The organism is Paenibacillus sp. J22P169 (assembly GCF_059691995.1).
This window is the reverse complement of record NZ_JCAUAO010000001.1, coordinates 895,697-922,502: the sequence shown is the minus strand read 5'-3', so window position 1 is coordinate 922,502 and position 26,806 is coordinate 895,697. Positions and strand designations below refer to the sequence as shown.

The following is a 26,806-nucleotide window of genomic DNA, read 5'->3' as shown; positions in this document are numbered from 1 at the left end:
CGTATGCAAATTCAAGCGGATGGCTTAGCACAATGGATCTGGTCAGACGGTGAGGAGAGTCCACGCAACGAGTGGAGATGTTTTCGCAAATCGTTTGACGTACCGAGTAAAGGTTGGGATTCAGCTAAGATAGCAATCACAGCTGATTCGCGATACGTGCTTTACATAAACGGGGAGTTATTGGGCCGTGGACCTGCTCGCTCATGGCCCTCCGAGCAATTCTATGATATTTATGTTATTGGAAGCCTTCTCAAGCCTGGAAAAAGTAATACCGTTGCTGTTCTAGTACAGCATTTCGGCTTGTCCACCTTTTATTATTTGAGAGGACGAGGCGGGTTGGTTGCGCAGCTAGAGCTCAATTCGCAGGCCCAGACGATTCAAGTTATAGGCACGGATGCTTCATGGCTGACGTCACGCCATCTGGGGCAGGACCCCCGTGCGCCAAGAATGTCAACGCAGAACGCTTTTGCAGAACGAATTGATGCACGAAAGTGGGACAGCGCTTGGGTGAAGCCTGACTATGTCGACATCGATTGGATGCCAGCGACCCTAATTGGGCCAGTAGGAATAGAACCGTGGACACGGCTTGTTCCTCGAGATATTCCTTTTCTGACAGAAGAGCCCATTTATGCGGCGCGAGTTGAAAGCTTAAGCAAAGTTAAGCCAATTCGATGGAACGCTTATATCGACATTCGCAATCATATGGTCCCCGGCAGTGAGAATCACATGAACGCGGTCACATTTGGCGGCTATCTGGCCACAGTCATTCGTGTTCCGAAAAAGACGAAAGCCATCCTTGGCTTTCCCAACTCAAGTATATTTGGTCCCCTTACTTTAGGGGGAGTTACCTTTACAGCCGAGCAGTTCTACGGAGATGCGCCGGAAAAATATGTAGCAGTTGAGCTATCGGAAGGCGACAACCTGTTTTATATGGACATCACCGGTGCTGATCATGCGGTAGGCTTTTACATGGGAATTGACTGTGAGGAGCCTTTCGAAGTTATATCCCCACATACCTCATCTGGATCAGAATCAGAATCACCATTCGTTACATTAGGGCCATTTGAGTATAATGTTGTTGCCAGCCGCCCCGTCGACCGAAAAGTGGTGTGTACACATCCTGATTATCTCCGGGCGAAGGGGTTATCTTCCAAAGAACAGTTGACTGCCTTTCAGCAATGGCTGCGGCCGGTACCGAAGGTGCTCGTCGATGAGGATAATGTGTTTACGCTAAGTGTTTGGAAAAATCGGACGGAAGTTCTTGCTGTTCCGAATCAGCTGCAAAATATGGTTAAAGCAAACCCTATGCCTGCTGAAATTCCCTTGTTTAAAGGACAAGATACGGAAATGATCATCGATTTCGGACGATTAACTTCCGGTTTTATTACATTTGAGGCGGAATGTCCTGCCGGCACGATCCTAGACTTTTATGGATTCGAATATATGGAAGACGGATGGCGACAGGAAACTTACAAATTAAACAATACACTTCGTTATGTGTGCCAAGAAGGTTTTCAATCCTATGTATCTTCGATTCGCAGAGGTCTTCGCTATTTGATGGTGACTGTACGTCGTGGGCAAACGGACAGTGAAAGAACCATTCTACTGTACAACGTTGGAATGAAGCAAAGTACGTATCCTGTTGCAGACATTGGACGGTTTCAATGCTCCGATTCGCTGCTTACAAAAATATGGGATATTAGCCAGCGTACTGTCCGATTGTGTATGGAAGATACCTTTGTGGATTGTCCGACCTATGAGCAGACGTTCTGGGTAGGAGACGCGCGCAACGAAGCATTAATTGGGTATTACTTGTTTGATGCGGAGCCGCTCGTTCGTCACTCTCTGAGCTTAGTACCTGGATCTGCCGAACAAACACCTTATTATGTCAGTCAAGTCCCAAGCGGTTGGAGCTCCGTCATACCGAATTGGACGTTTTTCTGGGTAACGGCTTGCAAGGAATATTATCAACGTACGGCTGATATTGCTTTCGTGGAGCAGATTGTGCCTCACATCCGCTTTACCTTAGATCATTTTTTAACTCATCTGAATGAACAAGGATTATTTGATTTCCAAGGCTGGAATTTCTTTGACTGGGCTGAAATTGATCAGCCTAATGACGGGGTTGTCACACATCAAAATTTATTTTTGATGAAGGCTTTGCAAGAAGCCTCGGAGTTAGTACGAATAACGGGTGACCAACAAACAGCAAAGATTTACAATCAGGCTGCCGAAAATTTGTTGACAGCAATTAACCTAAACTTATGGTCGGAGGATGGCAAAGCCTATTTAGACTGTATCCATGCAGATGGACGTAAGTCGGACCGCTTCAGCATGCAAACCCAAATAGTGGCTTCATTATGTGCGGCTGCAAAAGGAGAGCGTGAAGCGATCATCGATCGTTACCTCGAGGATTCACCTTCTGAGTATGTGCAGGTTGGAAGTCCGTTCATGTCCTTTTTTTACTATGAAGCGTTAGCCCAAAAAGGTCTATACAGTCAGATGTTAGAAGACATTCGCACAAGGTTTGGACAAATGATCGAGCATGACGCAACGGCTTGTTGGGAAATGTTCCCGAATTCTACCAATCGCCAAAATGACAAGTTTCTTTCCCGCAGTCACTGTCATGCCTGGTCGGCTGCGCCTGGATATTTTTTGGGAGCTTATGTTTTGGGAGTTCGAAGCAAGGTGCCGGGCTGGCAGGAAATTATCGTAGAACCGAATCCATGCGGATTGGCGTGGGCGCGAGGCAGTGTGCCTCTTCCTGTAGAGGGACGAATTGATGTTTTCTGGAAAGTGGAGGAACAGGGAAAGATCATGATTCGGGTCGAGGCTCAGTCTCTTATTCAATTAGATGTACGGATTCCGAACGGGTTTGAAGGACGTGTAGAGCTCGTACAACATACAGCAGGAAACAATCTTTAACATCGTACTCCAGATGGGGGATTCGTTCATGTCCAACGAAGAGAGCATGCATATTCGAACAATTGCTTGGCACAAAGCTTCCGAAAACGAGATGTCCGCACGGATACGCCGTATTTTGCAAAAGTGGCTGCCTTATGCCGACAAGCAGTTTGCTGATTGGTCTGGGCGCACTTCGTGCGGACATTTTTTTGGCGGTGCTTATTGGTATGGGCTTGAAACCGCCTATACGGCATCTGTCTATGCTTTGCTTGCGAAGCTTCCGAATTATGAGGAAAACTTAACTGGAATCCCTCGAGAAGAGGTCAAGCGGAAAGCTATTGCAGCGATCCGCTATTTAGGTTTCACCCATGATACTGGCCCTGAGGATTGTGTGCGGGCTGAAGGGAGGAACCGTTTTTGCAGCTTGACGAAATGGGGCGGAAGAGGGCAAAAGTTTTTTCCCGCCAGTCAAACCGGCGTGACAGTTGCTTCCCTCGGATTATCGGCATGGCTGCTTTGGGATGAACTAGACGTAGAAACACACGGTTTGATCCAAAATGTACTGACCGATTATGCGGACCGCTGGTGCGAAGAGGATCCAAGAAATGGCGCTTATCACGACACACAAACCGAGGAAAATGCTTGGACGGCAGGTGGAATTGCAGCGGCACTTGCGCTGTTTCCTAAGCATCCACGGCATGAAGTTTGGAAAAAAGGTTTTGATGCGTGGTCACTAAATGCCATCACGACACCAATCGATCGAGCCAGGGAACCGAAGTCGATCAAAACCGTTACGTTTCACCCTGACTTTACAACGGAAAACCATGGGTTCGCTCACCCTGGCTATATTTGTGCAGGCATTAATCTACGAGGGATTCATGCCGTATTTTCCTTAATAGGGGATGATGTCATATCGGAAACAGTGCTGTATAACAACGAACGTATCTACACTAATACGATTAAAGTGTGGGCGCAGTTTGACGGCTTGGCTGTTCCCGTTCAAGGTCAGGATTGGTGGTATAACAGGCAGCATGAACGTCTATTTACCCACGCGTTTATGAATGTGATTCATAGTGACAGGGATGCATCATTATTAGAACGCAGGGCTCTAGCCATCATTGAAGGGATTCAGAATAGTAATACGCAGGGCTGCCTCCTAGAGGAAAAGGGGGAGCAGTGCATCATCTCCGGTTATCAAACGGCAAAAGATATGGAGCATACATCCGCGAAGGATTTGGTCGCTTCCTGCTTGCTTCATTTGTTTGGAGGAGTAGGTGCGGAGCCCAGCGATGGTGACAAAATGAATACAAGGCTGAGTGGAGTTTATGTGTATCCGTATGGGTGCTCAGTGATTCACAGGACGCGTAACAGCTTCTCGAGCTTCAGTTGGCGCAACCGTGTGATGGGACTCACAATTCCTGCAAAAGGCTGTTGGAGCATCACGCCACTGCCCGCTAGTTATACGGGTACGGCCCAGTTTGAGGTGGATTCACAGAGATCCTTACATTCGAACGAGCAATATGTTCTGCAAACCGAGAAGGAAAACATCCGAGACTATGGGGATGGTTTTGGTGCGATAGCTACGCTAAAACGGGGTGTCGAAGAGCTTCGTCAGGATGTAGCTTTCGTTTCTTTGCCAGATGGGAAAAGCGTCTATATAGAATGTATCCAGGTGTTGAAATCTTGTAAGATTGCTGAAATGAATACGGGAATGATTGGAATCCGCAATGAACATTACAGTGTCATGCCGGACTTGGCCAAGGGACGAAGAACGCTACACTTCCCAGATCGTTCAGCTACTTACAAAGGGTTCTATGGGGGTGAACCGAATGAGATTACAGACTTTGCCCCTGCCGAATGGATACAGGTGGATGATGATATCGGTTATGTCCTGTTCGGTTCGCAAGGAATACACTACATCAATCAGCATGAGTATAAGAAATGGAAGGGCGTTGAGGATATTCTCATTTTAAATCGACGCAGCGAAGAAACGTTCAAAGGTCCAAGTATACTGGAGCCTTTCGTAGTGCTCACCTTGCCAAACCGAACCAAAGAAGAGACGAGAGCTATGGCGAATATTGCACATCTTTTTACTTGCGAAGAAGTGGATGTTGTTTTGCTCGGTTGTGAGAGTCAGCTCATATTTGCGAATTTCAACTCAACTTCTCTAAGGGTCCATGCCAAAAGGGAAAGTAAGTTGAACCTAAACAGAGTCCCATTGTATGAAGGAATTAATCGGATTGAAGGGCATACCTACTTCTGGATCGGCAATTTGGATGCGTTTACGAGCGGATTTCGAAATTGTGATTGGATACTAGAGATTCTGGGGTCTGGGCAAGAGCGTACATGTACAATCGAGATTTCATTGCTGGCTGATCGCCTTTATGTGACAAATCGGAGAGAGGAAAGTGTCTCGATTGTGCTTCAGCATACGGAAGGTCATCGGCAGTTGATGGAACTTGTGCCAGGCTTAACGGAAGTTTTGGAGTTATAGCGCAAGAAAAGGTGTCCTTAGTGGACACCTTTATTGAAACAACCTATGCAGGCGAAGGTTTGTCAAAGTAGACGGTCTTGACTTGTGTGTAGAACTCACGAGCGGACTTACCTTGCTCTCGGGAATTGGAGCTTGATTCCTTCATGCCCCCGAACGGGACATGCGGTTCTGCACCGGCAGTTTCGGAATTCACATGCACAATACCGCATTCGATCTCGTCGACGTAACGCATGGCCTTACCGATATCTCGAGTGAACACAGCTGTGCTTAGGCCGAATCGGCTTGTGTTAACGAGTCCAATGGCCTCGCTAAGATTTGCTGCAGGTACAACTGACACAACGGGTCCGAAGATCTCTTCGGTAGCTATACGGCTATTAGGATCGACATCTGTGAACACCGTTGGTGTTACAAAGAATCCTTCTGAACCGAGAGTTTCTCCTCCCGTTACTAGTCGAGCTCCTTCTTCTTTTCCGATTTGGATGTAGTCCAATACAGTTCGTTGCTGATCAAGCGAAGCAAGAGGACCCATGTAAGTTTGCGAATCAAAAGGGTTACCCACGGCAAGGTTCCGGCAACGCTCAGCCAATGCTTCGGTAAATGTATTCAGCAATGGAGCTTCAACGATAACACGACTGGTAGCGGTACATTTTTGTCCGGTCGAGCGCATAGCTCCGCGAATCGTCATTTCAACGGCTAAGTCCAAGTCAGCATCTGCTAGAACAACGACGGCATTCTTTCCGCCCATTTCTAGTTGATATTTCTTGCCAAGTTCAGCACTGGCAATAGCGATGTTTCGACCAACTCCATTGGAGCCAGTGAAGGATATTCCGCGCACTTTATAGTCTGTGGTAAGAGCAGGACCAAGAACGGATCCCGGGCCGAACACGACATTGATCACGCCTTCCGGAAGCCCAGCATCCACCAGAGCGCTCGTCAAATGATAGGCTGTCAGCGGAGTCAGATCTGCCGGCTTCCAGACCAGGGTGTTGCCGTAAATGAGAGCAGGCGCGATTTTCCATGCTGGAATCGCGATGGGGAAGTTCCATGGTGTTATGACACCAATTACGCCAATTGGTTCACGGCGTGTGTAAAGAAGTGTGCTCGGATCCGATGCAGCGTAGACTTCGCCGGTTTCCTGACGTGCTTCGCCGGCGTAGTAGCGGAAAATCGCTGCAGCCCGCATCGTTTCTCCAATGGCTTCTGGAAATGTTTTGCCTTCTTCCAGAACCAAATCTTTTGCAATGAGTTCAGCACGAGCTGTAAGTAATTCGGCGGCACGGTATAGAATCTCACCGCGAGCGACTATACTCATGCTGCGCCATTTGGGGAAAGCAGCTGCGGCAGCTGTTATGGCATTCTGAAGATCAAGGCCATCGCTTTCTGGAAATTCAGCTATAATCTCTGAGGATTTAGTAGGATTTACATTAGGACGCAAACGTCCGGATTGGGCTCCGACCCAGCGGCCGGCAATAAGATTATGATAACTTGTCAATGATTCCAACACCTTCCATAGTGGATTAACATTTAGAATAATTGATTTAGTTCAGTCTAAGTTGATGGAATCTAACGAATTCAGCAGCAAGGGTTCGGGAGATGATTTCGAGAAGTTTCTGCCCACTTTCCGCGCTTGCTGAGCCCGCATCGTCGCTGTAGCCGTCAATCGCTGCCCAACTACCATGGCGTTGAATAAGCGGGCCAGCAGAAGGATCTCTAGGAGTTGAAGGGAGGGTGCGGCTGTTTGGTAAAGGCAGCAATTCGGTCTTCACCAAATCGGGTCGTAATGCAAGAAGTAATGAAGTTTCAAAACCACCAGCATGGCCAGGGACGATTCCTAGACCCCCAGCTTGCCCTTCGTGTACGATTTGGTCCCATGCGATCGTCCAATAAGAGGCGGCTCCAGCTATAACGGGGTGGCGTAATGCAAGTTCACGGGCCGCGAGTCGAACACATTCTTCATTTCCGCCATGAGAATTAATCAAGTAAATCCGGCGAAAACCGCTGCTTACCAAGGAGTCCGTCAGGTCGCGCAGCACCCCTATTAACGTATCGGCCGAAAGCGACAACGTTCCTGGATAGATAAGGTGATGGTGCGAGGAACCATAGGTTACGACGGGGCATACCAAGATTGGGATCTCATCACTAGCACGTGCTGCGGCTTGAAGGGTAATGCTTTCCGCTAGAAGGGAGTCTGTCCAAACAGGTAGGTGCGGTCCGTGTTGTTCAATGGCAGCAATGGGTAAGATGACGGTTGCTTCAGGGGCCCACTTCCCGATTTCATCCCGGTTCAATTCTTGAAAAAGCAGACTTCCTGGTCGATCTGATAGCGTATACATTTGGAAAAATCCTCCTTTACACCCGAACTCACTCCTATTATACTTGGATTATCATTATTTTTGAAGTGAATTTCAATATGCTGAACCAAATTTATTTGTGAGTTCTATTTACAATAAAACCGGGGGTGCTGTTATGAAAGAAACGCGTGAGTTTTTGGCCAGTTTAGGTTATCCAATGGGAGATGCTCATCATCTTCCGACTTCATCAAAACGTTTTCCAGATGGAGCTCAGGTTCGATTTGAAATCCCAAGTGTAGAAGGACCTAATGCTCTCGCGGCTACTTTGGAAACAGCCAAGGAATACGGCGTAACCGTACACCGTGTATCGCAAGGCAGCGGGATTATGATGCATACCGATTCGGAGATTCGTGAGATGCTCGAGCTTGCTGTGGCTGATGGTGTGGAGGTCAGTCTATTTGTAGGACCACGTACAACATGGGACATAACGGCAGCTAGTCACACTCCAGCTGGTAAAGGTCAAGCGTTGCGACATGAAGGGATGGATCAGTTGATCTATGCCGTCGAAGATATTAAGCGGGGCTGCCGTTTGGGACTAAGGGGAGTACTCATTGCCGATGAAGGACTTCTTGCCATTGTGGGTCAAATGAGGAAGGCGGGACAATTACCAGCTGATCTGGTCGTAAAAGGCTCTGTTTCACTGGGAGCAGCAAACCCTGTCTCCATAAAGCAAATGGAAACACTCGGCGCAGACACCTACAATGTACCAACATCACTTACATTAGCCCGATTGGGGGCAATCCGTGAAGCTGTTGATATGCCAATTGATATCTATGTGGAAGCTCCTGATGATTTTGGCGGTGCTGTTCGCTTTTATGAAATTCCGGAAATTGTCCGGGTTGTTTCACCTGTTTATGTGAAATTCGGGCTGCGAAATGCCGCAAATGTATACCCAAGCGGTATGCACATTGAACAAATGGCCATAGCCCAATGTAAGGAGAAGGTTCGACGGGCTGCATTAGGATTGGAAATTTTAGAACGCTATTATCCCGAAGCCATCATATCTAAGCCTGGGGCGGCTGGTTTGGCTGTACCGGTGCTCCGATAATAGGGGGGATTCAGTTGTCCGTAAACGTAATAAAACTAGCCGTGATCGGATGCGGAGACATTGTGATGGGGCAGCATCTTCCGATTCTCCTTGAGAACCCGTCTGTGCACGTTATGGCGGTATGTGATAAAGATCCGGTTCGAGCTGCTGCTGCAGGAGCTGCTTTCGGCAGCTCTTATCATACAAACGACCATAAACGAATTTTAGAAGATAAAGAAGTGCAGGCTGTTCTGGTTTGTACACCCCCTTGGGCAACACCAGTTATTACCATTGAGGCTCTACAGGCTGGTAAAGATGTACTCTGTGAAAAGCCAATGGCTACTACGCTTGAAGCTGCCAAACAAATGGCTGAAGCCGAAAGCTTGAGCGGGCGTCTTCTGCAGGTCGGCTTCACCTATCGACATGGCCCGTTAATGGATGCATTGCGGGAATGGATTGAGAGCGACAGGCTCGGGCGACCGCTGCAAATTCGATTAAGTACTTTTGATGAAGAGTGGGACCCTGAAGGTAATCAGGAGCACTATGAGCGAATTTTAAACACCTTGCGTCACGGACCGCCCTGTATACATGACGGTGCTCACGCAGCTGATCACCTTGCTTTCCTTACGGGGTCCACGCCAATTAGGATAACAGCTCGAGGTTTGACTAGCAGACCCGAGTTTCCTTCACCTAATTACAACTCCGCTTTGATTGAATTCGCTAATGGAGATCAAGCGAAGCTGGAAATCGGATGGTTTTTTCCTGGATTTCCTCTAGGTGAGTTTCAGATTCTTGGTCCTAAAGGAATGGCCTATCTAGATCGAGCCAAAGGCGAAGCTGTATTGATCAGTAATCGGTTAACCGAACGCCTGCAATTGTCCGAGAACCGAGTTAGCTCTTGTTTTCGGGTTCAGTTACAGAAATTTCTAACATCTATCGAATTACGCCAAACGCCAGTACCTGGCAGCCGGGAAGGTATATCAAGCCTGCTTCTGACGCTAGCCTTCGTTCAAGCTATGGAAACCGGGGAGTCGGTATGGTTAAGTGGGGAGAGAGAACCTTGATTATTGACGCGCATGTGCTAGTTGGGGTGGGACAGTATCATCAAGTGGATCCAGAACAAATGATCGATCAGATGGACCGAAGCCGGATTGATATTGCATTAATTAGCCCAATAGATCGTGAGATGGCGGTTCATAACCGAGTAGGTAATGACCGTGTGCTAGCTCTATCTCGTAAGTTTGCAGGGAGGTTTCTCGCCTATGCAACAGCGAATCCATGGTATGAGGCTGATGCTGTAGCTGAACTGGAACGAGCCTTGGGAGAAGGTGCGGCGGCGGTCAAGCTTCATCCACCTCTGCAAGGTTTTATGATTCTCGAGAAGCTTGTCTATCCATTGATCGAAGTGGCAGCACGTCACCGTGCGCCGGTCTATGTGCATACAGGGACTCCGGCAAATGCGCTTCCTTTGCAGCTCACCGAACTGGCTCTGAATTATCCTGAAGTCTCTTTTATTATGGGCAAAAATGGGAAGTCTGACTTTTGGATGGATGTCATACCGGCTTTTGAAAGAGCGCCTAATATATACGGCGATACAGCCCATGATTTTCCAGAACGTGGGATGACGCGTATGTACAGAGGGATTGGTTCACAACGAATGATTTTTTCAAGTAATCACCCTGTTGCCCGCATGGGGCTTGAAGTCGATAAGGTACGTGACATGGATGTGCCCGACGCAGATAAAGCAGCTATCTTAGGTGGAAATGTAGCGAAATTGCTAGCTGAACGATTTCGCCAATAAGCGACTCCCCTGACAGGAGACAATGATATGAGAATAGACTTTCACGTACACCAACCCGCTAGGCGGGAAGACGGTACCTATCCCTTTTCGGCAGCAGAGTATGTTGCGTATATGAACGAGCTCAGCATCGACATGAGTGTGATATTTACCATTGATGGCTTTTGGCAGAACGCCAAAGCGTGCAACGATTATTTAGCCGAGTGGTGTTCGCCATTCCCGGATCGCCTTGTTCCCTTCTGCACAGTAGACCCTAGGCGGCGAGGAGCTGCTGAGGAAGTATATCGCTGTGTAACCGAATTAGGGATGCGAGGTGTGAAACTGCACAACTGGCTGCAAGGGTTCAGTCCTTTAGAAACTTTCATGGCACCAGTATGCGAAATAGCCTCAGAGCTGGGTATTCCTATCCTTTTTCACGACGGTACACCGCCATACGCTTCCTCACTTCAAATCGCTGAGCTGGCTGTTAGGCATCCAAAGCTAAAGGTGTTGCTAGGCCATGCAGGGTTGCATGATCTTTGGCTGGAAGCGATAGCTGCAGGAAGACGGCACCGTAACGTGTACCTGTGCATGTGTTCAACGCCCCCTTTTGCCATGGAACAGATTGTGGCTGAAGTTCCGTTAGAGCAGATCGTATTCGGCACAGACGGAGGATTGTTTCATAAGCCGCAACAACCGTATGTCGATTACCGGTTCCGAGAATTTGAATTACTCGATATTCCTGAAGAATCGAAAACACAGATTCTAGGCCCCAATGCCATTCGTCTATTAGGGATGGATGGGAAGGAGGGATCACAATGAATATGAAGATCACCAATATCGAAACCATTCCCGTTCAGGTTCCCATACATCCGGAACGAGCCATTCGATCGGGTCGGGGAAGCCATCTGGTTTCACCGTTTCTATTGGTTAAAGTCCATACGGACGAAGGGATCACCGGTCTCGGTGAAGTGTCCTGCACCCCAGGTTGGAGCGGAGAGGATAGCGTTACAGCGGCTCATTTCATCCGCCATTTTTTGGGTCCCTTGCTGATCGGGGAAAATCCGTTACATATTGAGCGGTTAACACAAAAAATGCAGAAACGTATTGCACATAACGTTTTCACGAAGGCAGCACTGGAAATGGCTTTATGGGACATTTTAGGGAAAACCGCTAATTTGCCGATCTATCAACTCTTAGGAGGACCCGTACGAGATTTCGTGCCTACTAAATTTTCTATAACGGGAGTTGAGCCCGCGCAGGCTGCGGAAATCGCTGTATGGGCTGTGGAACAAGGCTTCCGCACCATGAAGGTCAAAGTTGGAACAGGACCCGAGAATGATATTGCTCGCGTGAAAGCGGTTCGGAATGCGATTGGACCATCAATCCGTTTAGGCGTTGATGCGAATGGCGGTTGGTCGCCCCGTGCGGCAGTTACTACGATTAGACGTCTAGCCGAAGAAGGCATCTATTTTGCTGAACAACCAGTACCTTCACTTGATATGTCATGGTTAGCCGATGTGCGAAATCAAGTGAACGTACCGATCATCGCCGACGAAAGTCTATACTCTCTCCAAGATGCTTTGGCGTTAGCTCGTTCTGGAGCAGCAGATGTATTTTCCCTTTATATTGGAAAAGGCGGAGGCATCGGGCCTGCAAGAAAAGCTGCCGCAGTTGCGGAAGCAGCTGGACTTACCTGTACGGTGGGCAGCAATCTTGAGCTTGGCGTAGCAAGCAGCGCGATGATTCACCTTGCGATGGCTACTCCGGGGATCGGCGCGGAGGAGTACCCTTGTGATATTTTGGGACCCTTTTTCTATGCAGATATGCTCTTAGAAGAAGCGTTGCCAATCCAAGGAGGCGAGGCTAGACCTCTCGATCGGCCTGGGTTAGGCGTGAAGTTGGACGAGGAAAAGGTCGAGCATTACCGAGTCAAATAAAGCCCGAGGGACAAGGAGGAGAGACCGTGTATTTACCAAGGAGCAACGGAGCGCGTATCAGCTGTGATGTCATGTATCAGGGGCATCGGATGGCTGTAATGGAGAATGAACGATTAGCTGTAACTCTTCTTTTAGATCAGGGGGGCAGCATTGTTGAATTTCGTTACAAACCCTTGGATGTAGATGTGATGTATCGGGCTCCTTGGGGAATGCGGACATGGGGGAACTGGGTTCCAACCACATCCAACCCTCGCGGTAACTGGATAGATCATTATCCGGGTGGCTGGCAAGTGATCTTTCCGGCGGGAAGTACAGCTTCCACTTACAAGGGGGCTGAGCAAGGCATGCATGGCGAGGCCAGTCTGATGGCTTGGGAGTACGAAGTGATCTTGGATACGCCCGACGAGGTCGCCCTGCTGATGCGTGTAGAGACGCAACGTTTGCCTTTCCGAATGGAAAGAGAACTGCGGCTCAAGCGGGGAAGCGGTGCTCTGCAAATTCGGGAAACGGTTGAAAATGTTAGCCCCGTAGAAGTTCATTGCATGTGGGGTCAACATCCAGCGCTTGGTGAGCCTTTCCTCGGTCCGGAATTGGAGCTGCATTTACCCCCTTGCCGAATTACCCGTTCGCCAGGCGGAGAAGACTCGCCCGGACGGGTTGTGCCTGGGACATCCGGCGAATGGCCTTTTCTGCCGGGAAGAGACGGTCAGCAAGTCGATTTAAGACAAATGCCGCCTCGCGAGCAGCTGGCTGCTGATATGCTTTTTGCTGCTGAGCTAGAAGAAGGCTGGGTAGCAGCATGTAACCCAAAGCTCGGAATGGGCTTTGGCATGAGCTGGCCTCTCGAGGTTTGGCCGCATCTGTGGATTTGGCAAGAATTCGGTGGAACAACCGGCGCTCCATGGTTCGGTCGAGCCTACACGATGGGGATTGAGCCTTTCAGCAGCATTCCAGGGTCGGAGTTGCCAGGACTTACTGGCGCGGTTGCCAATGGCACCGCTTCGCTTTTTACCCCATACGAAAAGAAATCCGTCACATTTAACGCGGTAGCTTTTGCCTATGAAGGGAATTTGCAACGGATCACACCGGATGGGAACGTACAATATCAGGATGGAGGCGAGGATCTATGATTGATTATCACACTCACTTGGGTGAGCCTAAGCATTATAGCCCAGCGTATTTGGCAGAGGGCTTCAAAATGAGAGGCAAGCCAGTACAGCGCACGACGCCGGATGAACACTATGAAGCGATGAAAAATGTGGACAAATGTATTGTGCTAGCTTTTCGCAGCCGGCATCTGGGCTTTAATGTCCCTAACGAATATGTAGCGGAATATTGCCAAAGGGACCCTCAGAAGCTGATCGGATTTGCCTGCGTCGACCCCCATGATTACAATGCATTGGACGAATTGAAGGAATGCCATCAGAATCTGGGCATGAAGGGTTTGAAGACTAGCCCCATCTATCAAGCTTACGATCCTATGGATGAGCGTATGCTGCGCATTTACCGATACTGCGAGGACAACGGGCTTCCGATTCTCACCCATCAAGGCACGACATTTCCGCAAAGGGCCCCTATGAAATGGGCTCACCCCGAACAATTAGAACAAGTTGCTCTAGCCTACCCTGAGCTGCGGATCATTATCGCTCACCTAGGTCATCCGTGGGAAGCCGAAACGATCAGTGTAATTCGCAAACATCCCAATGTGTACGCCGATGTATCGGCACTTTACTATAGACCGTGGCAGCTTTATAATTCCCTAATGCTTTGCAAAGAGTATGGCGTTTGGAAAAAGCTGATCTTCGGAACCGATTATCCGATTTGCAACTTTGAAGACTCGGTTAAAGGACTTCGTAAAATGACAGAATACGCTGGGCAGATGCCTTTTCCAGGCTTTACGACAGAAGATATGGAAGCGCTGCTGAACAATAATATTTTGGCAGAGCTGAATTTAGTATAAATTCTTAGAGTAGAAGGAGGAGGTACGATGAAAAAACAAGCCATTTTAACCGATGGAGCGCCGTTACCCGTAGGTGCTTATTCGCAAGGGTTAAGGGTTGGGGATTTCGTGTACGTTTCAGGTCAAGTTGGGCGTCATCCCGTAACTGGAGAGCTTGCAGAGGGCATAAAGGAGCAAACAGCTCGTACATTGGAAAATGTCCATGCTATTCTTCAGGCAGGCGGAGCAACTTTTGAAGATGTGGTGAAGTCTACCGTACATTTGAAAGATATGAGTGATTTTGCACTTTTTAATGAAGTATATGAAGGTTATTTTTCGGATCCAAAACCTGTTAGGACAACTGTTGGCAGTTATTTGCCCAAAGCGTTGGTGGAAATTGACGTCGTTGCCTATGCACCGATTCAAAATTAGCTTCTAAAGCCGGAATGGGGGAGGTGCGATGATGAAGCCACTTACGATAGAATCACTTATCAAGTCTTTTAGAAGCTTGGGGATTCATACGGGAACACGTCTTGTCGTCCATAGTTCTTTGCGTAATCTTGGGCCTATTGACGGCGGTGCAGATACCGTCCTAGATGCGCTATTATCTTGTGTCGGCAGCGAAGGCTTGCTTGTTATGCCTACATTTACCTATCAGAACGAAGGATTTAATCCAGCTATTTCCCCTAGTAAAACTGGCATATTATCCGAAGTGCTTCGCAAACGTCCCGGTGCCGTGCGGTCCCTACATCCTACACATTCCATTACTGCAATAGGGGACGGGGCTGCCGCTCTGTGCGAGAATCATTTTTTGAAACCAGGCCTGGGTATAGACAGTCCGTTAGATCAAGTGGCTAAAATGGGCGGCGGAATTCTTTTACTTGGTGTTGGTCATACGAGCAATTCAACGGTCCATGTAGGTGAGGCTTATGCCAAAATGCCCTATTTGGACATTCCTTTTCGTCCAAGTGATTCAACTCGTATTCCGATTTTCGGTTCCGTTCAAATGGACGTGGAATTACTAGATCCTCCAGGGTGCAGCCGAGCTTTTGGCGTCATTGAGGCTTTACTGCGGAAGCGCAGCGTCATTCAGGATGGCCTTATAGGCAAAGCGCTAGTCCAGTGGATACCGGGCGACGAAGTCATATCTGCCACGATAGAGCTTTTGCGCTTGGACGATGCAGCCCTACTCTGTAGTGATCCAACTTGTTATCGCTGCAGCAGGAGTCGTGAGAGATTATGGCGATAGCACGTTGGTTTAATTGCATCATAGAGATAGAGAAGGTGGGTTCAAATGAATAAACGAGTATCAAAATCCCAATTAATCCCAAATGTTGATCGAGCTTTCAAAATTCTTGAGCTTTTAAGTGCCTCCCCTGACGGGCTTCGGTTTGTCGATATTTATGAACGACTTTCCCTTGCTAAAAGCAGCGCTTTTGTTCTCCTAGATAACTTGGAGATGAAAGGGTACGTGGAAAAGATGTCCGAGGGTAAATATCGGGCGACATTGAAGCTTTTTCATTTAGGCAGTCAAGTTTTGAAAAGTATGGATATTCGCGCGATCGCGCTCCCCTTTATGACGGCTTTACGTGACGATACAGGTTATCCGGTCCACCTTGCTTCGCTGGACGGGTTGGATGTCGTTTATTTGGAAAAAGTCGAGGGCACCAGCTTCATCCGCTTCGACACTTATATTGGCAAGCGCTCCCCGTTGCACTTAACAGCAGTAGGCAAGGCTATCGCCGCTTTTCTGCCCGAGCCGCAAACGGATGAGATTATTGCGGTTCGAGGTCTCGGAGGAGGAACGGACAAAGCAGCCACTACTTTGTCCGAATTAAAGGCGATGCTGCAAACCGTACGAGAAACAGGCTATGCGATTGAGGACGAGGAAGAAGTGCTTGGCGTACGCTGTATTGGAGCACCAATACGGAATCACACAGGTGATGTTACGGCTTCCATCAGTATCATCGCTCTTGCTCGTGACATGCCGACATCTCGGTTTGCCGAGCTCAGCTCTAAGATTATTCATATGGCAGGGCAGATATCATCAGCACTCGGAGGAACAGGATGATAAAATTAGGATTTTCGGAGTGCACCGTTACACCTCCCGTTGGGATTTGGCTCGGTGGTTTTTCCAACCGGACGTCACCGTCAACGGGGGTGAGAGATCACCTCCGAGCTCAAGTTATGTGGCTGCAAAGATCAGATCGTGAAGAAGAGCATGTAGTCATCGTAGTCGATCAAGTTGGCTTAACCCGAAGTTGGACGGATTCGCTTCAGGAGCGGCTTCAAAAACAATGGGGTCTTCGTTCTGATCAAGTGTTGGTTCACTGGACACACACCCATTGTGCTCCGCTGTATCGGGAGCCGACTCCAGGCTTTGAGCACGCGGTATTTTCATCTGATTATTTCAATGGTCTTATAGAGGCAATTATTGAACTAAGCCGATCGGCCAGGGACGATATGGAACCAGTCTCGTTATTTTTCGGCACGGGGAGCAGCGATTTAGCGGTTTCCCGACGTCTCATTGTGGACGGTCAAAATGTATTTGCTGCAAATCCTTACGGCGTAGTAGATCATGAAGTTCCTGTGGTGAGAGCAAGTCGTTCCGACGGAAGCTGCAAACTCGTCCTGTTTAGCTATGCCTGTCACCCCACCATGACCAATGGGCTTCTCATTTCAGCAGAATTTCCAGGTGTGGCACGGAGATTAATTGAGAATCGCATCCCGGGGAGCAGAGCGATGTTTCTTCAGGGCTGTGGGGCCGATGCCGTTGTCGGCGTAGTCAGCAGCGAGAAGGAACGCTATCTTCTCCAAGATCAGTGGGAGGATGTAGAGGCTGCCGGACGGAGTCTAGCCTGGAAGGTGCTGCTCACATTAGCACATCGAATGGAGCCTGTGAGCGACGATACGCTGGCTGGCCTTTCCGAAAGTTGTTATCCGACCTTCGAACATTTTCCCACGAGAATTGAACTTGAAGAACGTGCAAAAGGGGAGCATGCTGGAGATTCCCGCTGGGCGAACTTTCTTTTGCAGCGCTTTCCAGGAGAACCCGTCTGGCCACTCAATATCGAAGCACGCGTTCACGGACTTCGACTCGGCGATATTTACATTCTAGGTCATCCTGGTGAAGTTGTAGCTGCATATGGTCTGCGTCTAAAGGAGCGTCATCCCAAACTACGTTTGATCACGTTAGGTTATTGCCACTCTCAGATCGGCTATATTCCGCGCAGATCCATGTACGATGAGGGGGGCTACGAAGTGGATGCTTGGAGGACTTGGGGTTATCCGTCTCGTTGGGATCGTAACATCGAGCAATTGTTTGAATATACAGCGGAAACCGTATTGTCAAAATTGAAAATAGGGGAGACGCCATGAGATACACGGCTGAACTTGCTGTTGATGCACATTGTTCCTTAGGGGAGGGGCCTGTATGGGACTCTTCCGGGCAACAGGTACTATGGATTGATTATGACGAAGGCACACTGCACAATTATATACCTTCCAGCGGGGTTCACCGCATTCGAAAGCTGCCTATGAAGGTAGCTTCATTTGCACTAAGGATGGGCGAAGGACTCCTCCTTGCTGGTGAACGAGGATTGGCGTTTTACAATCCTGCAGACGAAACTATGGAATTTGTATGTGATCCCGAAAGCCACCTTCCCCATACTCGGTTCAACGACGGAAAATGTGATCCGAAGGGCCGTTTTTTTGCAGGAACTGCATCTAAGGGCAATTTGCGGGATGGGGCACTGTATGTTTTCTATCCTGATGGGAGTTACAGGGAATTAGATTCAGGCATTGGTTGCTCCAACGGTATTACTTGGTCCATCGACGAAAAAACGATGTACTATATCGATTCACTTGCCTACCGAGTGGATGCGTTTGATTTTGACATAGAAACGGGACTAGTGTCCGATAAACGTACGGTAATCCCTTATCAGGGGACGGAGATATTACCTGACGGGATGACCTCTGACGAAGAAGGCATGATCTGGGTGGCCGAATGGGGGGCTGGAAAGTGAGCAGGTGGAATCCTACTACAGGAGAGCGATTGGCCGTCGTTGAATTGCCGGTAAAATATGTAACATCGTGCGTCTTCGGCGGTAAGGATATGGACGAATTGTACATCACGTCAGCCAGTTCTCCTTTATCGGAGGATGCCCAAGCAGAACAACCATCGGCAGGCGGTTTGTTCCGTGCGAAAATCGGCATTAAAGGCCGTCCCATACATCTCTTCAGAGGGTAGCATTCTTAGCTCGTATTTCGTTGGCAAAGGAGAATAGCGCAATGAACGAGAAACGCCAAAATATTTTGTTGATTTTGACCGACCAGCAGAGAATCGACACGATGAAATGCTATGGGGGCACGGTATGTCAGACGCCTAATCTCGACCTATTGGCGGAAGAAAGCGTTGTATTTGATAATGCGTATGCAAGCTGCCCCATCTGTACGCCGGCCAGAGCGTCTTTACAAACAGGATATTATCCGTTCAACGTTGGCATGCAGGCTAATACATATGGCGCTCACTGTCTGATCCGCGAGCTGCCTGATGACCCGATGCTGCTCAGCCGCCAGCTCTTGAAGCAAGACTATAGTGCTGGATACACCGGGAAGTGGCATCTAGGGCATGGAAAAGAGATTGTCGAAACCGAGGATTTCCGGCGATATGGCAAGAAATCGATTGCGTTCCCCGAATTTCAATATAATATCCGCAGCCTGCCCACCGACTTGGGGTACGAAGGCGACGATTTCCCTGGGCATGGGGACGGCGGTTACGAATATCCGGCCTATCTTCATTACTTGGAAGAGGATAATCTCAAATTCGAAACAGTAAACACTTTATCCGGTAATTTTGACGTACATACCGCGTCGGAGGTCGTGTCTCCAATCGAATCGACAGTAGAGTATTATTTAACCGAGAGGGCTATTCATTACATCGACCGTTTCCGACGGCGCCAGAGCCCGTTCTTTTTCGCCTTGAATTTTTGGGGGCCTCACGAGCCCTATATGGCTCCGACGAAGCATCTCGATCTATACCGGGATCAGCAGCTGGAACCATGGCCTAACTTTTACGACAACAACGAGAATAAGCCGTCGATTCATAAAGCCCGAATGGCCAATTCCAAGGATTGGTCGGCTTTTGAACCTTATGTCAAGCACTATTATGGTTTTATGAGCTCGATTGATGAACAGATAGGGAGACTTCTCGATTATTTAAAACGCAACGATTTGTTTGATAATACGACGATCATTTTCTCAGCCGACCATGGCGAATCGCTAGGTATACACGGTGGCTTAAGCGATAAAGCGTTCTTCATGTATGAAGAGACTTGCCGCATTCCGCTGCTCGTAAAGCCAGCCGGGTCCAAACAAGAGATGCGAAGAGAAAAACGGTTCATCGGTTCCTGTGATTTGTATTCCACAATTCTAGAGCTGTCTGGGGTGCCACGGGAATCGGCAAACTCCCGGGACGGTCGTTCGTTCGTCCCGCTTTTGGATGGAGAGCCCGTCACCGATTGGCCAGATTGCGTTGTGACGGAATGCTCCGGCCTTGAAAATGTGCTTTTCACACAGCGGATGATACGGCACAGTAATCTAAAGTACGTTTTCAATTGCGGTGACTTGGACGAACTATACGATCTTGATCAGGACCCGCATGAAATGTCCAATCTGGTTGCTAATCCAACATACGCATCCTCGCTCGTGTTCATGAGAGAAAAGTTGGCGGAATGGATGAACGAACATCAAGACGGATTGCTAAAGCTTTTCAAACGAATGAGGGAAGTGTCAACGACATAAAGAAGTCCTCGTAAAATGAAATATGATCAAATGAACTAGGGATGACCAAGGGGGTCGTCCCTTTTCTCATTCCTTCAAATTGATTCATAAAATGCCATGCTTCTGAAGTTTCACCCATACCTCAAAATAAGAGGGAGATTTACGATAAGGGGTGAAAGTGTCTGCTAGAGGTCTCTACTACGATTATATGAGGAGGGTTTAACGTGAGGACAGGTTTCACTCGTAAGGTACTTAGTATTATCATTGCAATTGCCATTGTAATGACGATGGTCATACCCGTCTCGGCGCATCCTAGTATATCCAACGAAGATGGCACAACAAAGCATATCCAACAAGTAGTTGCGAATACTTCGAACTCCACCGCTACATTCGGCAGTACGGCACTTTTGGTTGATGGAAGTGTGTACATGTTGGGCGGAAACGTGAACGGTCAGCTTGGGAATGGTACGACAGGCGGTGCAAGCACAGTCTTTACAAAAGTCTTAACTGGTGCAGGTACACCGCTTACCAACATCACGCGCATTTACCAAAATAGCGGCACGATGTACGCGTGGAGTCAGTCCGATGACAAACTATATGGATGGGGGCGCGCTTACGGAGGTAAATTGGGTGTACTCGGTGGTACGGGTACAACTCCAACAGATGTTACATATGCAACCGAATTAATGTTTTATGGCAATAAGACGCTATCGGAACTTGGAATTAGCTTTGATGGCTCTCACGAACAGACTTTAGGCGGCATAGCTGGTTCTGCCAACACCAGTCCCAGTACGATATTGACAATAGCAACCGATGGAAAGGTTTATTCCTGGGGCTCAAGTGGCAGTAGTACCCTGGCGTCATATGACTTTCGTCTCGGCCGCGACATTAGCGTTGCTGAAGCTGTTTATTCAATGAACGGGACACTTAGCAGTGTATTGCCAACTCCAGTTATCTTCAATCCCGGAAATCCAAACGAGCGGGCGATAGCGGTTGCCGGTACGGACGAGACGCCAGGCGTTAATTATATCCTCTCTGAGACAGGCAGCTTATATGGGTTTGGTAAAGGGCTATCAAGCTCGGCTAACGCTATATTTGTTAAAGTCGAGCATCCTGACAAAGATGTAGGCAGAAAATTTGTGAAAATGAGTGTATCTTCCAGTGGGATAGCTATTCTGCTTGACGATCAGGGTTATATCTATACGACATTTAACTCAGGCAGCGCAAATAATGTGTATTCGGCTGCCACGAGCACCGCAACGCGTCCTTCGGCTGTCTATGGCAACGGGACAACTGGCGGTATTAACGGGAATGCGGCTTCAGGTATTACCTTTAAAAATGTGTATGCTCTCGGTCCAACGAACAACCATATTATGTTCGCCACAGCAAACGACGGCACGGTATATGAATGGGGTTCATCAACAAATGGCGGAGCTCCACATGGCGTACGTTTCGGCGATGGGACAGCGGTAAGCAAAGACATAACAACTGCGGTAAAAAATGATTATTTAAAAGATGCTGAATTAATGAGTATGTACCGGACAACGGCTGCCGCGGTAAAGGGCAATGTCATTTATACGTGGGGTTATAATGCAGGCGTTGATCAACTTGGAAACGGCTCTGGAATAGGCACAACCGCTTCACAAGGCACACCGAAGCCTATTAACGAAGCGGCACTTGTTAATATTCCATCGCTCGCTGCGCATGTGAACGACGAATTGCCGCTTGCAGTTTCCTTTTTACCTGCAAATAGTACCAATGGAGCTGCTCTTGATGTTGCTCCGAGTATTACCTTTAATAAGATCCTTTATCTTGCCAGCGGAAGTTCGCTTGCTGATGCAGTAAAGGTATATAAGGGCACGAATCATACAGGAACTTTACTTGCCCCCAGTGATTATACGGTTACCAATTCTGGTAAAGTACTCACGGTTAGATTTGCAAACGCGCTTCAAGAAGTATCCGATTATTATATAGAAATTCAAGGGGGTACACTCAAGGATTTCAAAGGGACAGCCGTTGCAACTCAAGGGTCAACCTTTAAAACAGTTGGACAGTTATCGGCTGTACCTCAGCCCGCTCACAATACAACGGGTGTCTCGATCCATATAAAGCCTTCACTTACTTTCACAGGCGCATTAACAAACATTGGCAACTTAAACTCATCGGTCGAGCTGCGCCAGGGCACGTCCGCCGGCACGCTAGTCCAATCAACCACTTCGTTTGAATCTCAGAACACTGTGGTGAGAATTTTGCCTGTATCCGCACTTTCCTATAACACGGACTATTTTCTTATCCTTAAGGCTAACGCATTTAAAGATCCCAATAATGTCATGTATCCAACGACAGACATGGTTTTCAAGTTTACAACAACCGCGCCGCCCGCCTTCTCGTCAACTGTCATCAAGCAGGCTGTTACCTTTAGTGGCTCGGACTCTGACGGTAACGCGACTGCGCTTTTAACAACCGACGGCAAAGTATATGTAAACGGCAATAACGCTAACGGCATCTATGCGAACGGTTCAGTTTCAATGCCGAACGGAGGGTTAACTGGCGTATTCAAATCGGCTTATACGAGCACGGGCGTCGAACTTAGCAGCATTGATATGATTTACACATCACAGGGCAACCTGTTATATGCTTGGGATGATGAAAACAATAAACTGTTTGCTTGGGGGAAAAACGGCTTTGAGCGTTCAGGTATTTTGAACTCCGCTGCATCTGTTCAGTGGGCTACTCCATCTACCTTCCACAGTACTCCCATTAATTTTGCAGGAGGTCGCCGTTCTCTTACAGCAAGTGTTGGCAGCACTTATGTAATAGACAAGGACGGTGCGGTATGGTCGTGGGGTCAGGCATCGGCCGCCAACGGTGGCAATGAGTCGAATGGGTGGACAAATGACTATCGGCTTGGTCGTGATCTACCAGGAATTGCTGTAGCTCCAGGCGTATTAAGATCGACCTGGGAAGCGCAAGCCTCCAGTGGGATCAAATACTTGGATGCTGGTAAAGCATGGTATTCGGCCAAGCCCGGAAAAGTTGCATTCACTTCCGAACCGAATGAAAAAGCTATTGAGGTAGTAGGTGCTGGCACGACCTCGGCTCTTATTTTGACAAATTACGGAAACATTTATGCCTTTGGAGGTACAGGTACTAATCAATTCTCATCCGATCCGGCTAATCGTTTTACGAAAGTAGCTCACCCTGTATCGGGGCGCAAATTTGTCCAGATCAGTGCGTCAGTCAACGGCACGGCGATCTTGCTTGACGATATAGGTCAGGTCTATGCCTTATTTGCCAGTATCTTCGCGAACAATAAAACAAGCCTTGTTCCACAGAAGCATGCTGCCATATACAACGCTTCAAACGGCATACCGAATGCTGAAAGCCTTATTTTTGACGATATCTTGGCCTTCGGCACTGGTACCAATGTCACCTATATGGTCAAAACTTCCGATGGCAAGGTCTACGTATGGGGCAGTAACCAGAGTGCCAAGCTTGGTCTTGGTATCGCTGATGTTAGCAACACTTCTGTTGTTCCGTTTGCTACCGAAAATACCGCGCTTACGGACGTAGAAGGTTTCTACGGAATTAATGATACTGCTATCGCTTGGAAAGGCGACATTCTTTACACATGGGGTTCTAATCCTTACAATACTTTGGCAAACGGCACCAACATAGCGGACTTCAGCTTATCGCCGTTGCCGATTACCAAGCCATATCTTGCGAATATACCTGACTTACAGGCTATTGCTCCTGACGGCGATCCACCGACTGCACCTGATTCGGCCCTTGAAGGGACCAACGCAAACTTTGTCTACAAGCCAGCCGTTTCGCAAGATTTCAACAACAATATCCTAGTTGAAGATTTTATGGGTTGGGGCGGACAGTACAACCATCAGCTTTTCTCCGACCTCAATAGGACGGTTTACGACGCCACGGATGCGAATATTAAAAATCTCGAAGATAAACTCATTAATCTGAATCCGAAGTATACACGCATTTTCTATGACCCAGACCCGCAAAGGGCGATTCCATATGTCAATAACGCGGCTGGCGGCAATTCGGGATATACAGCGCTCTACGGCGACTTGAATTTCGAATCGCTCGAAAAAACGTTACAGCTTGCTTTGGACACTCACTCGGCCGTAAATCTCACGTATTGGCATCCGGCCACAGAGTTGAACGGTCAGATTGTGGCTAGCAGTGATACCAGTTGGGATATCAGCACAGGTATGTCGCGTTGGGCCAAACATCTGAAGACACTTATTGTAGATAAAGGATATACCAACATTAAAGCCCTCACGATTTACAATGAACCGAACGACGGCATTCCTATGGATAAGTATGTGCAAGTCTACAGGGCGCTTGACATAGCCCTTAAGAACGAGGGGATAAGAGATCTCGTTAAGATTGTAGGCGGCGACCTGTTGACCGGAAACCAGACGGCCTGGTTTAAGCTGATGGGGGAGAATCTTAACGACGTGGTTGACGAATACTCGATCCACAGATATTGGTTCGACGGTTCGACGAGATACAACATGCTGCTTACTGTACAGGCGATTATTAACGCTCTGCCCGAAAACCAACGCAAGCCAGTTCAAATCACCGAGTTTGGTCCAAATAAAGGCTATATGAACGCAGCCTACAGCGGAAGCCAGGCTAATCTGATCAAATACGCCTACGAGACATCAGGTTTTAACATTATGTCGGCTGCGCTAGGCTTTGACGGCACTAGCAAGTGGGACATCTACCATGCCAAATATGACGGGGACATCCAGGACCACAGCATGATTAGGGACGCAAGGGATGGGTATGAGCTTCGTCCTGAATATTGGGCGTTCTTGCTTCAATCCATGACGTCGGAATCAGGCTGGAATAACGTAAAAGTCCGTAGCGGTACTGGGGACGGTGGTTCCAATAATAAGATGGTCGCGGCCCTTGAGAGTCCGGACGGTCTAGAGCAAAGTTTCTTCCTTCTGAATCAGTCTACAACGGCGGTAACCAACATAAGTGTCGAAGGCCTTGACACTTCCAAGACCTACTACGTGTATATGTGGAACGAGAACGGCGATGGCAAGATAACCGAGAAGGGCGAGCTCGCCGCATCTGGTACAGCGTCAGCGCAATCTTCCAACTCCGCTGGAGGCGTCTATAAGGTTACAGGTATTAAGGGAAATTCGTATGCTGTATTGACAACAAGACAGTTAGACGCTGCAAGGTGGGCGGATGTATGGGATTTTGACAATACTCCCGATGTGTTTATAACCCCATCTAACGACACGAACGGGGTATCGGTAGAAACAGATATCGAGATCGGTTTTAATGTCGAGTACCTGAACAGGGATAGCATTGGCGACATCAACAAGAGCGAACCGACAAGCACTCCGCAAGTTTTGGAAGGACCTAATTTCGCAGGGATTGTGAAAGTTTACAAAGGAACAAGTAATAACGGTACAGCATTTGTCGAGGGAACTGACTTTGTGGTTAAGTTCAAGACCGGGGTAGGTTATACGTATAAAGATAAGAAGTTAGTTGTCAGCTTCCCGAATAAACTTGAACGGAATACGGACTACTATGTTGAAGTTCAGCCAAACGTATTAAGACATGTCAGACCAGCTCCGACTTCTATCCCGTATTCGTTTGTGAATACGATACCCGTTGGTTCGACCTTCAAAACGGAAGGTGTTCTGGACGCATCACCGCCAGTGCTATCCCTTCCGGGAAATATGACTGCTGAGGCTGCCGATCCTTCAGGTGCTGCAGTGTCCTTTACAGCAACAGCCAACGACATCGTGGATGGTTCAATCGCTGTAGCCTGCATTCAGAGCTCTGATTCCACCTTCACATTGGGGATTACAACGGTGAACTGTTCGGCTCAAGACCAAGCTGGTAACACAGCAACAGGCAGTTTTACAATTACGGTAAACGGGAATCTCCTCAGTAATAAGGATAGCTATTTACGACAAGGCTCACCTAATACTAACGAAGGTGGAAATCCAAATCTGACCCTCCAAGCAAGTGGTAATAACCGTGTCCTGGTTGGATTTGACGGCCTAGATCAAGTTAGTACGGTCGGTCTGAGAAGTGCCACACTCGTACTTACTATTATGGACAATTCAGATAACTGGGGAAGAAACGAAGCTCGCACTGTAGATGCACATCGCCTCCTAGAGAATTGGACGGAGGGAAATGGTTCGAATGATGAAGTTAACCAACAGGTTCGTGGGACCGGATATGGAGTGACATGGAACAGTCCAAGTGATACAGACATAAGTAATCAAAATGATGATGGTAACAAATGGGATATGCTCAATCCAGGGAAAGTAAGCAAGCAAGGCGGGAAATATGCCGATGCTACAGCTGCTGGTTTTAACCACTATAACGATCTAAGCGGTAAAGTCACTTGGGATGTTACTGAAGACGTATTGGCTGGTGCAGGCTTTGGGTGGCTTATTAAAAAGACAGAGGAAGGTGCAACCGGAAAGGTAATTTATTATTCCAGAGACTATGCTATTGATCATAATAATCTGGATTTAGCTCCGCGATTACTTCTGCAATATGGTCCTTGAGATGGCAAATCTATTGCGATAGAA

Annotated in this window: 17 protein-coding genes and 1 pseudogene; 16 read left to right on the top strand and 2 right to left on the bottom strand. The window is 48.1% G+C overall.

The features are described 5' to 3' along the window. The first annotated feature begins 3 nt into the window (after window positions 1-3). Together AC58QG_RS04445 and AC58QG_RS04440 are read left to right on the top strand one after the other, a co-directional pair. Window positions 4-2,925, top strand: a complete 2,922-nt coding sequence (locus AC58QG_RS04445) for a family 78 glycoside hydrolase catalytic domain (protein WP_497360891.1) — start codon at window positions 4-6, stop codon at window positions 2,923-2,925. Window positions 2,926-2,953: 28 nt separating this feature from the next. Next, window positions 2,954-5,398, top strand: a complete 2,445-nt coding sequence (locus tag AC58QG_RS04440) for a hypothetical protein (protein ID WP_497360890.1) — start codon at window positions 2,954-2,956, stop codon at window positions 5,396-5,398. Between the two features lie 43 nt (window positions 5,399-5,441). Here the strand turns inward: AC58QG_RS04440 and AC58QG_RS04435 are convergent, their stop codons facing one another. Beyond that, on the bottom strand, window positions 5,442-6,890 hold the full coding sequence (locus AC58QG_RS04435; RefSeq protein WP_497360889.1) for an aldehyde dehydrogenase family protein: 1,449 nt from the start codon (window positions 6,888-6,890) through the stop codon (window positions 5,442-5,444). 46 nt (window positions 6,891-6,936) lie between these two features. Further along, entirely contained in the window at window positions 6,937-7,731 is a 795-nt protein-coding gene (locus tag AC58QG_RS04430) for a creatininase family protein (protein ID WP_497360888.1), read from the bottom strand. A gap of 133 nt (window positions 7,732-7,864) precedes the next feature. On the opposite strand from AC58QG_RS04430, the gene AC58QG_RS04425 reads away from it, so the two are divergent. From AC58QG_RS04425 to AC58QG_RS04360, 14 genes and pseudogenes are all read left to right on the top strand, one after another. Then, on the top strand, window positions 7,865-8,797 hold the full coding sequence (locus tag AC58QG_RS04425; RefSeq protein WP_497360887.1) for a hypothetical protein: 933 nt from the start codon (window positions 7,865-7,867) through the stop codon (window positions 8,795-8,797). A gap of 14 nt (window positions 8,798-8,811) precedes the next feature. After that, window positions 8,812-9,840: a Gfo/Idh/MocA family protein gene (locus AC58QG_RS04420; protein ID WP_497360886.1), complete on the top strand. Its 1,029-nt coding sequence runs from the start codon at window positions 8,812-8,814 to the stop codon at window positions 9,838-9,840. Then, window positions 9,837-10,577 carry an amidohydrolase family protein gene (locus AC58QG_RS04415; RefSeq protein ID WP_497360885.1) on the top strand — a complete coding sequence of 247 codons (741 nt, stop codon included), beginning with the start codon at window positions 9,837-9,839 and terminating at the stop codon, window positions 10,575-10,577. The genes AC58QG_RS04420 and AC58QG_RS04415 overlap by 4 nt, the downstream gene beginning before the upstream one ends. A 27-nt stretch (window positions 10,578-10,604) precedes the next feature. Further along, window positions 10,605-11,375, top strand: coding sequence for an amidohydrolase family protein (locus AC58QG_RS04410; protein WP_497360884.1), 771 nt, complete (start codon window positions 10,605-10,607; stop codon window positions 11,373-11,375). After that, window positions 11,372-12,493, top strand: a complete 1,122-nt coding sequence (locus AC58QG_RS04405) for a mandelate racemase/muconate lactonizing enzyme family protein (RefSeq protein WP_497360883.1) — start codon at window positions 11,372-11,374, stop codon at window positions 12,491-12,493. Before AC58QG_RS04410 ends, AC58QG_RS04405 begins: the two co-directional genes overlap by 4 nt. 26 nt (window positions 12,494-12,519) lie before the next feature. Continuing rightward, the gene (locus AC58QG_RS04400; protein ID WP_497360882.1) at window positions 12,520-13,623 is read left to right on the top strand and encodes a DUF4432 family protein; all 1,104 of its coding nucleotides are present in this window, start codon (window positions 12,520-12,522) and stop codon (window positions 13,621-13,623) included. Beyond that, window positions 13,620-14,453 (top strand): amidohydrolase family protein, encoded by an 834-nt coding sequence (locus AC58QG_RS04395; protein ID WP_497360881.1) that lies wholly within the window; start codon window positions 13,620-13,622, stop codon window positions 14,451-14,453. The genes AC58QG_RS04400 and AC58QG_RS04395 overlap by 4 nt, the downstream gene beginning before the upstream one ends. Window positions 14,454-14,480: 27 nt before the next feature. Next, window positions 14,481-14,864 (top strand): RidA family protein, encoded by a 384-nt coding sequence (locus AC58QG_RS04390; protein WP_497360880.1) that lies wholly within the window; start codon window positions 14,481-14,483, stop codon window positions 14,862-14,864. Window positions 14,865-14,892: 28 nt separating this feature from the next. Continuing rightward, window positions 14,893-15,681: an AAC(3) family N-acetyltransferase gene (locus AC58QG_RS04385; protein ID WP_497360879.1), complete on the top strand. Its 789-nt coding sequence runs from the start codon at window positions 14,893-14,895 to the stop codon at window positions 15,679-15,681. Window positions 15,682-15,726: 45 nt separating this feature from the next. After that, window positions 15,727-16,503: an IclR family transcriptional regulator gene (locus tag AC58QG_RS04380; RefSeq protein WP_497360878.1), complete on the top strand. Its 777-nt coding sequence runs from the start codon at window positions 15,727-15,729 to the stop codon at window positions 16,501-16,503. After that, window positions 16,500-17,810, top strand: a complete 1,311-nt coding sequence (locus AC58QG_RS04375; protein ID WP_497360877.1) for a neutral/alkaline non-lysosomal ceramidase N-terminal domain-containing protein — start codon at window positions 16,500-16,502, stop codon at window positions 17,808-17,810. Before AC58QG_RS04380 ends, AC58QG_RS04375 begins: the two co-directional genes overlap by 4 nt. After that, window positions 17,807-18,681: pseudogene (locus tag AC58QG_RS04370) on the top strand (SMP-30/gluconolactonase/LRE family protein). The gene AC58QG_RS04375 and the pseudogene AC58QG_RS04370 overlap by 4 nt, the downstream one beginning before the upstream one ends. A 41-nt stretch (window positions 18,682-18,722) precedes the next feature. Further along, on the top strand, window positions 18,723-20,234 hold the full coding sequence (locus AC58QG_RS04365) for a sulfatase-like hydrolase/transferase (RefSeq protein WP_497360876.1): 1,512 nt from the start codon (window positions 18,723-18,725) through the stop codon (window positions 20,232-20,234). 203 nt (window positions 20,235-20,437) lie between these two features. Next, window positions 20,438-26,782, top strand: a complete 6,345-nt coding sequence (locus tag AC58QG_RS04360; protein WP_497360875.1) for an Ig-like domain-containing protein — start codon at window positions 20,438-20,440, stop codon at window positions 26,780-26,782. Window positions 26,783-26,806: the final 24 nt, after the last annotated feature.